Origin of the sequence: Paenibacillus roseus (assembly GCF_016424485.1) — a bacterium.
In the GTDB taxonomy this organism is placed as follows: Bacteria; Bacillota; Bacilli; order Paenibacillales; family Paenibacillaceae; genus Paenibacillus_D; species Paenibacillus_D roseus.
Map to the genome: position 1 here is coordinate 699,764 of NZ_JAELUP010000103.1, position 12,217 is coordinate 711,980.

General features: G+C 49.3%; 14 protein-coding genes. All 14 read left to right on the plus strand.

All coding sequences use genetic code 11. From position 1 onward, the window contains the following. The first annotated feature begins 1 nt into the window (after position 1). A complete protein-coding gene (gene trpA / locus JFN88_RS20240; protein WP_199021076.1) occupies positions 2-808 on the plus strand; it encodes a tryptophan synthase subunit alpha in 807 nt (268 codons plus the stop codon). A 237-nt stretch (positions 809-1,045) separates the two neighbouring features. Next, entirely contained in the window at positions 1,046-2,143 is a 1,098-nt protein-coding gene (gene hisC, locus JFN88_RS20245) for a histidinol-phosphate transaminase (RefSeq protein ID WP_199021077.1), read from the plus strand. A gap of 3 nt (positions 2,144-2,146) precedes the next feature. Continuing rightward, a complete protein-coding gene (locus JFN88_RS20250) occupies positions 2,147-3,238 on the plus strand; it encodes a prephenate dehydrogenase (RefSeq protein ID WP_199021078.1) in 1,092 nt (363 codons plus the stop codon). A gap of 378 nt (positions 3,239-3,616) precedes the next feature. Then, a complete protein-coding gene (locus tag JFN88_RS20255; RefSeq protein ID WP_199021079.1) occupies positions 3,617-4,288 on the plus strand; it encodes a helix-turn-helix transcriptional regulator in 672 nt (223 codons plus the stop codon). Positions 4,289-4,632: 344 nt separating this feature from the next. Then, positions 4,633-5,229, plus strand: a complete 597-nt coding sequence (locus tag JFN88_RS20260) for an RNA polymerase sigma factor (protein WP_199021080.1) — start codon at positions 4,633-4,635, stop codon at positions 5,227-5,229. Beyond that, positions 5,226-5,828, plus strand: coding sequence for an anti-sigma factor family protein (locus tag JFN88_RS20265; protein ID WP_199021081.1), 603 nt, complete (start codon positions 5,226-5,228; stop codon positions 5,826-5,828). Before JFN88_RS20260 ends, JFN88_RS20265 begins: the two co-directional genes overlap by 4 nt. A 236-nt stretch (positions 5,829-6,064) precedes the next feature. Further along, complete coding sequence (locus JFN88_RS20270) at positions 6,065-6,652, plus strand: histidine phosphatase family protein (RefSeq protein WP_199021082.1); 588 nt, start codon at positions 6,065-6,067, stop codon at positions 6,650-6,652. Positions 6,653-6,760: 108 nt separating this feature from the next. Continuing rightward, positions 6,761-7,960 (plus strand): hypothetical protein, encoded by a 1,200-nt coding sequence (locus tag JFN88_RS20275; protein WP_199021083.1) that lies wholly within the window; start codon positions 6,761-6,763, stop codon positions 7,958-7,960. Between the two features lie 228 nt (positions 7,961-8,188). Continuing rightward, complete coding sequence (locus tag JFN88_RS20280) at positions 8,189-8,374, plus strand: IDEAL domain-containing protein (protein ID WP_199021084.1); 186 nt, start codon at positions 8,189-8,191, stop codon at positions 8,372-8,374. A 193-nt stretch (positions 8,375-8,567) separates the two neighbouring features. Beyond that, a complete protein-coding gene (locus JFN88_RS20285; protein WP_199021085.1) occupies positions 8,568-9,008 on the plus strand; it encodes a DUF2487 family protein in 441 nt (146 codons plus the stop codon). A 216-nt stretch (positions 9,009-9,224) separates the two neighbouring features. Beyond that, positions 9,225-9,755 carry a Rieske (2Fe-2S) protein gene (locus tag JFN88_RS20290; RefSeq protein WP_199021086.1) on the plus strand — a complete coding sequence of 177 codons (531 nt, stop codon included), beginning with the start codon at positions 9,225-9,227 and terminating at the stop codon, positions 9,753-9,755. 17 nt (positions 9,756-9,772) lie between these two features. Next, entirely contained in the window at positions 9,773-10,444 is a 672-nt protein-coding gene (gene qcrB, locus JFN88_RS20295) for a menaquinol-cytochrome c reductase cytochrome b subunit (RefSeq protein ID WP_028561267.1), read from the plus strand. An 18-nt stretch (positions 10,445-10,462) separates the two neighbouring features. Continuing rightward, positions 10,463-11,329, plus strand: a complete 867-nt coding sequence (locus JFN88_RS20300; RefSeq protein WP_199021087.1) for a menaquinol-cytochrome c reductase cytochrome b/c subunit — start codon at positions 10,463-10,465, stop codon at positions 11,327-11,329. A gap of 200 nt (positions 11,330-11,529) precedes the next feature. Then, positions 11,530-12,177 carry a DUF1405 domain-containing protein gene (locus JFN88_RS20305; RefSeq protein ID WP_199021088.1) on the plus strand — a complete coding sequence of 216 codons (648 nt, stop codon included), beginning with the start codon at positions 11,530-11,532 and terminating at the stop codon, positions 12,175-12,177. The last annotated feature ends 40 nt before the right edge of the window (positions 12,178-12,217 follow it).

Sequence of the window (12,217 nt, forward strand, 5' to 3'; positions counted from 1 at the left end):
GATGAATCATATAGATCAGACGTTTGCCGGGTTAAAGGAGCAGGGCAAGACCGCACTCATTCCGTTCCTGACCGTTGGGGACCCGGATGCGGGAACTACGATCGAAATTATTCGCCAGTTGGAAGCTGCCGGGGCTGACTTGATTGAGCTTGGCGTTCCTTATTCCGACCCGCTTGCAGACGGGCCGGTCATTCAGCGAGCCTCCGGCCGGGCACTCCAGCATGGCATTACCATTACAGAGTGTATCCAGGTTGCCGAAGATGCGCGCAAGTCAGGCGTCAAGCTGCCATTTATATTGTTTACGTATTATAATCCGGTTCTCCAGATGGGACTGGAAAAGTTCTTCGATCTCATAAGCAAAAAAGAAATCAGCGGACTGATCATTCCCGATCTGCCAACGGAAGAGGACGCGGAACTTCGTGCAATGGCGGAGGCGGCGAATATTCACCTTATCCCGCTCGTTGCACCTACCTCAAAAGAGCGCATTGCGCGCATTACCGGGCGGGCCAGAGGCTTCATTTACTGTGTATCCTCGCTTGGCGTAACAGGCGTTCGCTCGGATTTCCACAGCGGAATTGATTCGTTCCTATCCGATGTCAGACAATCGACAGAACTGCCGATTGCCATTGGATTCGGGATTTCCTCCCGGGAGCATGTCGAGCGCTTCTCCAAACAATGCGACGGCGTCGTGGTCGGGAGCGCAATCGTGCGGAAAATCGAGGAGACGCTCCCGCTGCTGCAGAGCGCAGAACACCGCAGGGAGGGGCTTGAGCAAATCCGGCAGTTTGTCCAGGGATTAAAGGGCTAACCTTCTTTCAAAATATAAGGATTTATAAAGTTCCTTCTATAAATGAGCTTATATTTTACCACGAAACGAAGTTTTTGCTTGTCAAAGGACGGCAAAGCCGTTTGCGCTTGGGCTTGACAGCTTGAGGAAATGAATCACCTTGCGGGTGCAGGGTGATTTTTTGACTTTTCAATGACCGCTGGATATGAGAGAATGTGAAAGATAGTGTTTAACAGAAATTTGATGAGGTGATCGTACATGCAGCCCAAGCAAAATATAATTCATCTACCCGTTTACCAGCCGGGCAAGCCGATTGAAGATGTAAAGCGAGAGCTTGGCTTGACAGATGTTGTCAAGCTGGCTTCCAATGAAAATCCGTTCGGTTCTTCGGAGAAAGCGAAGGAAGCAATCATAGCGGAGCTTTCCAATACAAGCATTTATCCGGACGGGGCAAGCGTCTCCTTGACTGCTGATATTGCAGCCAAATTTGACATTGGCACAGACCAGATTATTTTCGGAACCGGTTCCGATGAAGTGATTCTGATGATTGCGCGCGCGTTCCTGACAACGGGTGACGAGACGATTATGGCGGATGAAACCTTTTCCCAGTACAAGCACAATGCTGTGGTGGAGAATGCCACGATTATCGAAGTTCCGCTCAAGGACGGCAAGCATGACCTGCCCGCTATGTTGGCGCGTGTGACAGACAAGACGAAGATCGTCTGGATATGCAACCCGAACAACCCGACAGGCACAATTGTCCACAAGGAAGAGCTGGAGCAATTTATGAGCCAGGTTCCGCCGCATGTGCTCGTTGTGCTGGATGAGGCTTATTGCGAATATATTGAGGACGAGCAGTACCCGGACGGCTTTGAGTTCCTGAAGCGGTACAAGAACCTGGTTCTGCTGCGTACGTTCTCCAAAATTTACGGATTGGCATCGCTGCGGATCGGCTTTGGCGTGGGGCGCCCGGAAACTATTCGTTACATCAATCAAGTACGCGAGCCGTTCAATACGAGCCGGTTTGGCCAGGCAGCAGCCAAGGCAGCACTTGCGGACGAAGAGTTTGTCGCCTACTGCCGTGAGCAGAACAGACGCGGCATTCAATACATTACAGGTGAATTTGAACGTCTTGGTTTAAGCTATTTCCCTGCCTATGGCAACTTTATTATGTTTGATACGAAATTCCCTTCCGCTCAGGTATTTGACGGCCTGCTGCGCAGAGGCGTTATTTCCCGGGCCAGATGGTCCAAGTATCCGACCCATGTGCGGATCACAGTCGGGAGCCAGGAGCAGAATGAGAAGTTTATCAGCTCCTTGGAGCAGGTACTGCAGGAATTGGCGGTGCAAGTTTAGACGATGACCACTATAGCCATTTTCGGAGTCGGCCTGATCGGGGGCTCGCTGGCATTATGCTTCAAGGGCAAGCCAGGGCTTCATGTTATCGGACATTCCGTCCGGCCGTCCTCGGTGGAGAAGTATATTCAGAGGGGGGTTGTGGACGAAGGGACAACCTCGATGAGAGAAGCTGCGGAAGCAGCCGATTTTATCTTTCTGTGCGTGCCGGTAGGCAATCTGGAGGAGTATGTACAAAAGCTTAGCACTTATAAGCTCAAGCCGGGCTGCATTATTACGGATGTGGGCAGCACCAAAGCTTCTGTCGCCGCTTGCGCGCGCAAGCATGATCTTCAGGGCGCTCACTTCATCGGCGGCCATCCGATGGCAGGCTCGGAGCGTTCAGGCGTGGAAGCAGCCAGCTCGATTTTGTTCGAGAACGCCTATTACGTGCTGACGCCTGACCCGTCTACCCCTGCGGCGGCAGTGGACCGCTTGAAGGCATTGCTCGCGGATACGAAGGCGCATATCGTTAGGGTTGATGCCGTGGAGCATGACGAGATCGTCGGTGCGATCAGCCATCTGCCGCATATTATTGCAGCGATGCTTGTCAATCAAATCCGAGGTTACAATGAGGGGAACCCGTTATACGCCTCTCTTGCTGCTGGCGGTTTTCGCGACATTACGAGAATTGCTTCCAGCGACCCGGTCATCTGGCGGGATATTTTGATTAATAATAAGGATGTTCTGTTGTCTTTGCTTGCCGACTGGCAGGAGGAGACGAACAAAGTGATTCAGGTGCTTGAGAATGGGGACGGTGCGGCAATTGAGGAAGCTTTTCTCACAGCCGGACAATTCCGCAGCCAGTTGCCTGAACGCAGGAAGGGCATGATTCATTCCATATTCGAATGCTACGTGGATGTAGCGGATCATCCGGGTATTATCGGCAAGATTGCGACAGAGCTAGGCAATCACCGGATTAATCTGAGCAACCTGCAAATTATCGAAAGCAGAGAGGATGTGCCGGGCATACTTCGGCTTTCATTCCGGGAACAGACTGATCTAGACCAGGCAGTGGAGTTGCTCCATTCGTCCGGCTATTCGACCCATTTCTAAAAAACTGATCTATGTAAAAAGGCGCTGCCTGCACCACGGGTCAGCGTCTTTTTGGCTTAAAACTGAAATCAGCGCTTGACTTCCAGCAAGTAGAAACGCTGTCAAACACTGATTAGGGTTGAACCTTATAAATGAGAATAAAAAAAACCACCCGAATCGGGTGGCAGCACTCATTTCAAGCGCTAAGTATTTGGATAGGAGTGGAGAGAAACCATACTGTACTTTTATTATATGTATACGTTTTCATTTTGTCAATAAGCGTTTTCATTTTTTTTGAAAGCGGATGCATTTATTTGTATTCTTTTGACTTTGTCAACAGTTATGTTTAAAATATTAACATTAATATGATAGTCGGCAGCTAGAGAAAGGGGGAGTCCGATGAAACAAAAAGAATCCAATAAAGAATCTGCGACGAAGACACGCAGAGCAATCATTGATATGCTGAAGCAGCGGGGCGGCATGGATGTTTTGACGCTGGCTTCGGAGTTTTCCCTGTCAGGGATGGCAATCCGCAAACAACTGAATATGCTCGAGGAGGAGGGCGTCGTGACGAGCATTGAGGAAGCCCGTCCGATGGGGCGTCCGGCCAAGCTGTGGGTGCTTACTTCTGCAGCGAATCAGTTTTTCCCCAGCGGCTATTCGGATTTGTCAATCAGCCTGATTCAATCTATAGAAGAGGCTTTTGGTCATTCAGGTTTGGACAGGCTGCTTGAAGTTCGCAATGCCAATATGAAGCGGTTGTATTCGGAGCAAATCAGCGAAACGTACAACTTGAAAGAACGGCTTGTGAAGCTTGCATCTATTCGGACAAGAGAAGGCTATTTGGCTGAGGTTCAGGAGCAGGAGGATGGGAGTTATCTAATGGTGGAGAAGCATTGTCCCATTTGCGAGGCTGCTGCCGCATGCGCGGGACTTTGCAAAAATGAACTGCAGCTTTTCCGGACAATACTTGGTGAAGGGGTTCACATTGAGCGGATTGAACATATTGTATCCGGAGGCAGACGCTGCGTTTACAGTGTTAAGGCTCCATATATTCTCCATACGCCATGATTCACAAACCGAAATCCATTCAACGGGCATCGTAAGCAAGTGTCCTGACGGCGATAGCCTAATAACATTCCACTCCCTAACCAGAGTGGACTTTTTTTTACAAATCTTTAGACCACACCTGAACAGTATGTGCTACAATAGAGTCGTTGCTCTGTTATCTAAAACTCAAATTCGAACGTCTGAATTTTGTCGAATTTCGTTGTTTTTCATCCTCGATTGTCTCTTTTTGCAATTGATACTCTTTTTTTAAAATAGACCGCAACTTTTTGCTTCCCACTCGGTACAACTTTTTAGAATTTACCGAATTGGGAAGATCACTCCGCAGGTCAAGGAGGGTCGCATTCATGACCGATTCCCAGTTAATACGTGAGATTAAGGATGGCAATGTGCAGCTGTACTCGGAATTGATGCGACGCTACCAGCGCAAGATATTGTCCTTTATCTATCATATGCTAAAGAGCGCGCAGCTGGAGCTTATGGCAGAGGATCTGTGCTCAGAGACCTTCTACAAGGCTTACAGAAGTCTGCATTCATTCCGAGAAGTTGACGCCTCCTTTTCAACCTGGCTATATACGATTGCCCGAAATACGGTGCTCAGTGAGCTTCGCAAGCAAAAGAACGGAAATCTGTCGCTTGATGAGTCAGGGTACATACCGGTGGCCCCGTTGGATGCTATCCCCGAGCAGCAAGTATTGCAGAACGAACGCATGCTGCTGGTCAGGGAGGCGATTAACAATCTCCCGGAGAAGCAACGCTCCGCGCTTATATTGCGCGAGTATGACCAACTGGACTATCAGGAAATTGCGAACATTCTCGGGCAGACGGTCAGCTCCGTAAAGTCTTTGTTGTTCCGTGCGAGGGCTAGTGTGAAGCTCCAATTGGAGCCGTATTTTGGAGAACATTTGGCACTGGAAGAATATGAAGGGATGAAGACAAGATGAAATGCCATGAGGTTCAAGAATCACTCGGGGTTTACTGGGACTTGCCAGTACATGACCCCGAACGTGTGGCTATTGATCGACATCTTCAGCATTGCAATTGCTGCATGGAGGAATTCCGCATCTGGGAGGAAAGTGAAGCCATGATCCGAAGCGCTGCCCAGCAAGGAACAGCGGCTTCCGAACCAATGGATGATATTACCCGCAGCGTTATGGACCGCATCTATTCGGAGCAGTCCTGGATGATGCCGATTCATGAGCGCCGCTATCAAATTAGTCGGGTGTTCAAACGCAATGTATCGGCTATAATTGCATGCTGTATGGCAATGTTCGTCAGCGGATTTGTATACTTTTTGTTCGGCGAGAAGACTGACCCTTCATCAATGGCTCATATTACTGGTCTGCTGGATACGGTTAATGCAAACGAAGGCATCTCTTTGATCAGTTCGGAATTTTACCAGGAAATCCCTGTAGCCAGCATTAGTGATCCCTTTGTGCTGAATGTCGTGCCTACTGTGCCCCAATACTGGGTTGCCTTATCGATACTCGGCATCATTATCACCTTGCTTATTTTGAACTGGTTGTCACGTGCACGAACATAGACCGCGTCCCCGGCTTATTGTCCTGGGGACGTTTGTTTTTTCGAAAGAACTTTTGGATCAACCTCAAAAAATCAGTGCTTGATAAACAGGAGAGAGCAGCGAAGGGGCAAAGGAATTCTGGAGAAACGATAGTGATCGGAAGAATCCTTTGCCACGCAGCGTTCCCCTCGCTAGTTGTCAAGCACTGATCTTGGTTTTGAGCCGTTATTTTTATATATAAAGAACGGGGGAGCACAATGAATAAAACGAAAACAATCGGCTGGGTCCGGCACGGCAAAACAGATTGGAATGCGCTAGGAAAAATCCAAGGCCAAACCGATATTCCGCTAAATGAAGAAGGCATTCGGCAGGCTCAGGCGCTGGCAGAGCGGTTGGCGACGGAAGGATTGCAATGGGATGGCGTCGTATCGAGTCCTCTTTCGCGGGCACGGGAGACGGCTCGCATGATTGCAGAGCGGTTGGACATACCGTTGCTTGCCCCGGACAAACGGCTTCAGGAGCGTGGCTTCGGCGAAATTGAAGGCACGACCGAGCAGGAGAGAATCAGCCGCTGGGGCGAGCAGTGGCGTCAAACGTACGTGGGTCAGGAAAGCGATGAAGAGGTGAGGGAACGGGGGTTCAACTTTTTGCAGGATTGGCTCGAACAAGCAGGTATGAACCGATTGCTGGTCGTCTCGCACGGCAGTTTCCTGTCCCTGATGCTGCACACGCTCTGCGACAATCTGGATAAGAGCTATATTGGGAATATGTCTTTTTCAATTATGGACTATAACGGGGAACGCTGGCAGTCCGTATTGCACAACTGCACGCTCCACCTTTGTTAAACAAACTTCCTCGGCAGGTTTAATTTCTCAAATTCTTCCCATAATGGTTAGTACAGCAAGAGGATGTTTAAAGCAATCCTTGCCATACCAATAACCGGAGGGGAGAAGATGAATCTAGCGGAAATGCTCGGCTACGCGGATATCGGCCAGTTGACCCGAATTGCGGAGGTTTACCGCTGCGAGTGCAACAGCCATTCCAAGAACGAATTGATTCAATCCATACTCCGGGCGATTAGCAATAAGGAAGGATTTAAGAACCAGATCCATTCCATGACCTGGGAGGAAAAGAGATTTCTGAATTCTTTGTTGTTTGATTCGCAAAATGCTTTCAGTCTTGAGGAATTGATCGCCCGGGTTCAGCAGAGCCGCTTTGATACTGAACAGCAAGCTCCTAAATCTGTGCAGGATGAGGAAAAGCGGGGGAAGGCGACAGTCAAAAAGTCGAGGAAAAGCAAGCAAGCCGGCATTCGTCAGGAACCGGCCAGCCCCCGTGACCTGGTCGTAAAGTTTAAACAGACGGGCTGGTTGTTTAATGGTCTTACTGGTCCGGGACGCTATCTGTTCCATGTACCGGGAGACTTGAAGGAGCGATTTGGCGAGGAACTGGGACGGCAACTTAGAAGCTCCTTGCATTATGTCGATGAGCCGGAAGGTTTTCGCGACGAACAGGGGCTGGCGGCGGATGATCTTTTGACATTGCTTCAATTTACAGGCAAGCATGAGATTGCATTGAATGCCGAGGGAGCCATGTACAAAAGGATGCTGCAGCAGCTTCTCGACAGCTTGCATATACGGGAAGAAATTCCTGCGCGAGGCGCTTGGCGTTTCGGCTATGGGCGGCGAATCAAGGACTATCCGAACAGGCTGTCGCTGCTTTACGACTATGCTTACTACAATGGACTGTTGATTGAAGACGAGGCTGTGCTCAAGCTTACTGCCAAAGGGCAGCAGTGGGTCGCAGACCGGAGGATGGAAGAGCCGACACTGCTGTACAAGTTCTGGCTTCGTCTCTACAAGGGGGCAGTTCCGAACCTGCTGTCGCTGGCAAGCTGGATTGACAAGCTTGGCGATCGGTGGGTAACGGTTCACTCCTTGGAAGCGGTTCTGGAGCCTTTTATCAAACCTTACTACTATGATACGCCCCAGTCGATCATCGAGCAGCGCATTATCCGCATGATGATGCATGTGGGTCTGCTGCGCATTGGTGAAAAGCAGGGGACCGGGCAAGTGCTGCGCATGACGAAAATCGGTCACGCCGTTGTAGCCGGGGTGTATGTCGCGGGCGATGACAAAATTGAGTTGGAGTAGGCGAGAGCACATTCAGAACTTCGGGGGCAAAAGCACGAAACGGAGCGTCGCATGGTGAATATGCTTTAAGTAGGAGCAGGTTTAGTTGTAGCTAAAAACAAGAGACTCCCCTCCTGCCTGATTTCTCCTGCTGGTTCAGACTGCTGCTGCTGAGAATGAGGCTGGAGAACAGCGTGGTATACAAAAAAGATATAGGATCTCTTGAACGATAGTTTGGAGGTGTATCCTATGGATAAAATGAAAGTGACGTATGAGACGATGCTGGCATTGGCTGCCGAGATGCTGCTTGACGATGCCGTTGTAAAATTTCGCACAGAACGGTTATATCAAGCCATTGATACAGCGCTGGCGGCCGGGGATGAAGACACCTTTAGACGTTTGACTGATGAATTAAAGTCCATTCAGGCATCCTGACCTGTTAAACATTAAACGCATGGATAAAGGCGCCTTGGCCTCTGACTGTTTGAGCAGCAGCGTGGCTGAGGCTGTCTTTTTCTTTTTTCCCTCCGCAAATTGCATGTTAGGGTTGTTCAGTCCCTTATATTCATGTAACATAGCCTTAGCAACCTGATTTTGGGCAAGGAAACAAACAACAGGAGGGGCGGAATTGAAGTTTAATGAGATTGAGAAAAGCCGATGGGACGAGCTGAAGCCGTATCTGGATACGTGTCTGCTCCCGGTTACCGGGTTGATTGGAACGGAAGCGCCGCATAAAGCAACAGCCGAGTTGGAAGGGCTGCGCGATGTGATGGATTTGGTGGAGGTGCCGTTCAAGGGGAGGCTTGTAACCTATCCAGCCTATCATTTTTTTGAAGAGTCGGATGCGCTGCGGCTGGACGAGCTGTGTCGCCGCTTCAGGGCGTCAGGGTTCCGCTATGTCATATTGGTTACGGGGAAGCCGGGACTGAAGCTGGACGGCATTGCGGCCGATCTTGTCATTGCGCCTGCGGAGGATGGGACCATACCTGATCCGACGGCAGTGAAGCAAACGGTTACAGCCATATGGCAGCAGCAAAAAAATGAAAACGAGCCAATAAAAGCGGAATAAATTTTTCTGAAGCATGGAAACCTAGCATCATACAAGGTCAAATGTGACAAAATCTCAACAAATTTTGATGTGATCCTAGAATCATATTCCCAAAACGTCAGGCATATTCTTGACGCTCTTGGACACCTAGGCTATTATAGTTATGTCCTAGTTCGTCGTGTGTTTTGTCATGCGACAAAACGCAAGATACGGTTGGTAAGGGGGGTAGAACAGAAGATGAGTAACCATGAACATCATGACACCGCACATCAGCCTGTCCATCGTAAAGAAATGACGCGTCGTCAGTTTCTGGCCTATACGCTTGGAGGCACAACAGCTTTTTTGGCAGCGGGTCCGGTTTTGCCGATGGTCCGTTTTGCGGTTGATCCAATTTTGACCAAGAAAACAGAAGGTACTTACGTAAAAGTAGTGGAAGAAAGCAAGATTACTTCGGAGCCGCAGGAATTCAAATTCCAGATTCACCAGGTTGACGGATGGTATGAAAGCGATCCGGAACTGGCGGCATGGATTGCAAAGGATGATCAGGGGAATATCTTTGCCCTCTCTCCGATTTGTAAGCATCTGGGCTGTACAATCAACTGGAATACGCAAAAAGACAACCAGTACTTTTGTCCGTGCCATGAAGCGAAGTATACGAAAGAAGGCAAGAACCTGAGAGTCGCACCGAATCCTCTGGACGAGTACGACTTGAAGCTTGAGAATGGCTTTATTTATCTTGGACCGGTTAAGCCAAACACTAAAGTATAAGGAGGGCGTACAATCAGATGTTTAAAGGTATTTACAATTGGATTGACGAACGTCTTGATATAACGCCAATGTGGAGGGACGTTGCGGACCATGAGGTGCCGGAGCACGTTAACCCCGCACACCATTTCTCTGCATTCGTATACTGTTTCGGCGGTCTGACGTTTTTTATTACGGTTATTCAAATTTTGTCGGGGATGTTCCTGACCATGTACTATGTGCCGGATATTATCAATGCCTATGCAAGCGTTGACTATTTGCAGCACAAGGTAGCATTCGGCGGTATTGTGCGCGCGATGCACCACTGGGGAGCTAGCCTCGTAATCGTTATGATGTTCTTACATACACTTCGGGTTTTCTTCACAGGCTCTTACAAAGCGCCTCGCGAGATGAACTGGGTAGTGGGAATGCTGATTTTCTTTATCATGCTTGGTCTTGGTCTGACAGGCTATTTGCTCCCTTGGGACAACAAAGCATACTTTGCTACAAAAGTAACCCTGCAAATTGCAGAATCAGTACCCTACCTGGGACCTTACATTAAAGAATTGCTGAACGGAGGAGAAATTGTAGGTGCGCAAACGCTGACACGCTTCTTTGCAATCCACGTATTCTTCTTGCCTGGAGCATTGCTTGCCTTGCTCGCAGCACACTTCTTTATGATTCGGAAACAAGGGATTTCCGGACCACTATAAGCGAAGGGAGGTTTCTCCATGGCGCATGGCCATAATTCTAAAGAAAAGGTTGTGTTTGTTGGCGACTCGCGTGTCAAAAAAGGCAGCATGGTCAACATTCCACCTGATTTCACTGCTTTCCCGGGAAAATCGGAAGCATTTATTCCTTACTTCTTGCTGAAGGAATGGATGGTTGGTGTGGTCGTGCTGGTCGGATTTCTGGTATTGACGATCGCTCACCCGGCTCCGCTTGGCTATCCGGCGGACCCAATGAACGCGGCATTTATTCCGATGCCTGACTGGTACTTCCTATTTATGTACCAATTGCTGAAATATCCATATGTAGCCGGAGACTATGTTGTGCTCGGGGTAATGGGTATTCCGGGCCTTGCGTTCGGCGCGCTGCTGCTTGCTCCATTCCTGGATACAGGCAAGGAGCGCCGCTTTTACCGTCGCCCAATTGCTTCTGCATTGATGTTGCTGTCTCTCATTTCCGTTGTGTACCTGACTAAGGTATCCTGGGATCATTACCAGGGTCAATTGGAAGCGACTGGCACAAAGCCGGAGCACATTATTCGTGAAGAAAAAGCCCGCGAAGCTTACGAGAAGGGGCAGCCTGCTCCAAGCGTAGTGAAGCGCGCGAAACCGATTGCGATTGTGGCTGAAGATGATCCTGCACTTGAATTGATGAAGCAGAACAATTGTCTATCTTGTCATGCGAGTGACTTGAACGGCAATTCTGGGATTCCGGCCCTGCGTGGCATCGGCGATCAATTCACGAAGGAAGAACTGGCCAATGTGGTCACAAACGGTAACGGTAACATGCCAGCTTTCAAAGACAAGCTTTCCGCAGCTGAGATTGATCAGATTGCAACCTGGCTCTCCAAGCAAAAGAAAGCCGAATAACATTCTTATCCAGAACCTGACCGCTAACGCTTCGGTCAGGTTCTTTTTAAAATTTTTCGTTTCAAGAAACCTAAGGGGTGGCCTGAATGTGAAAGGATTCTGAAGAGGCAAAGCTTGTCTTTGTTCCTGAATTTCCTCGTCGACTGGCATTCCTTAACACTTGATTGATCGCTTCACTTACGGAAAGGGAGAATCCACACATGTCATGGTCATTGCTGCGGTTTTGGGACCGTTCTGTTTTATTAAATCGGGCTTTCCTGTGGCTATTGTTCATAGTCAATGCGGCAGGCACTGTCTATGGATACATCTGGTATTGGAATCAACTGGTTTACACTTATGAAAATCATCCGTTTTGGCAGCTTGTATTTGTGCCGGACAGTCCTACAGCAAGTCTGTTTTTCACGCTCTCACTGCTATTTCTGTTGTTTCCTCCCTCCCGTCCTGGCCGCCTGCTGACCGCATTGCGCGCCGTTCTTGAAGGATTGGCCGTCTGCACCTCAATCAAGTACGGGGTATGGGCCGTGGTGATGATTTTTGCCGGCACGGCCCAGGGAGATCCGCTGGAATGGCAGCATTGGATGCTGGTCGCTTCTCATCTTGGCATGGCGCTTGAAGCTCTCCTGTATGTCCGGTTCATGTCCTTCGGCCGACTTGGCGCTCTCGCTGCCCTGTTATGGCTGCTGCTTAATGATACGATGGATTACACGTTTGGCATCTTCCCGTCCTTGTCCAGAGTGCTGCTGGATGATCTGGATGCGATTGAGGCATTCACTTACAGTCTGTCGTTGTTCAGCTTTCTCGTTACGCTGCTTGCTCTTGCCTTTCGTCGAAGGCAAAACGGGAAGTAGCACTAAGAGTTGCCGTACCGTCTAGTCAAAAGAACGGGTA

Coding starts and splice junctions, on each gene's coding strand:
- hisC (WP_199021077.1), top strand. CDS start 1,046: ATGCAGCCCAAGCAAAATATAATTCATCTACCCGTTTACCAGCCGGGC.
- JFN88_RS20270 (WP_199021082.1), top strand. CDS start 6,065: ATGAATAAAACGAAAACAATCGGCTGGGTCCGGCACGGCAAAACAGAT.
- JFN88_RS20250 (WP_199021078.1), top strand. CDS start 2,147: ATGACCACTATAGCCATTTTCGGAGTCGGCCTGATCGGGGGCTCGCTG.
- trpA (WP_199021076.1), top strand. CDS start 2: ATGAATCATATAGATCAGACGTTTGCCGGGTTAAAGGAGCAGGGCAAG.
- JFN88_RS20260 (WP_199021080.1), top strand. CDS start 4,633: ATGACCGATTCCCAGTTAATACGTGAGATTAAGGATGGCAATGTGCAG.
- JFN88_RS20265 (WP_199021081.1), top strand. CDS start 5,226: ATGAAATGCCATGAGGTTCAAGAATCACTCGGGGTTTACTGGGACTTG.
- qcrB (WP_028561267.1), top strand. CDS start 9,773: ATGTTTAAAGGTATTTACAATTGGATTGACGAACGTCTTGATATAACG.
- JFN88_RS20255 (WP_199021079.1), top strand. CDS start 3,617: ATGAAACAAAAAGAATCCAATAAAGAATCTGCGACGAAGACACGCAGA.
- JFN88_RS20300 (WP_199021087.1), top strand. CDS start 10,463: ATGGCGCATGGCCATAATTCTAAAGAAAAGGTTGTGTTTGTTGGCGAC.
- JFN88_RS20305 (WP_199021088.1), top strand. CDS start 11,530: ATGTCATGGTCATTGCTGCGGTTTTGGGACCGTTCTGTTTTATTAAAT.
- JFN88_RS20275 (WP_199021083.1), top strand. CDS start 6,761: ATGAATCTAGCGGAAATGCTCGGCTACGCGGATATCGGCCAGTTGACC.
- JFN88_RS20280 (WP_199021084.1), top strand. CDS start 8,189: ATGGATAAAATGAAAGTGACGTATGAGACGATGCTGGCATTGGCTGCC.
- JFN88_RS20290 (WP_199021086.1), top strand. CDS start 9,225: ATGAGTAACCATGAACATCATGACACCGCACATCAGCCTGTCCATCGT.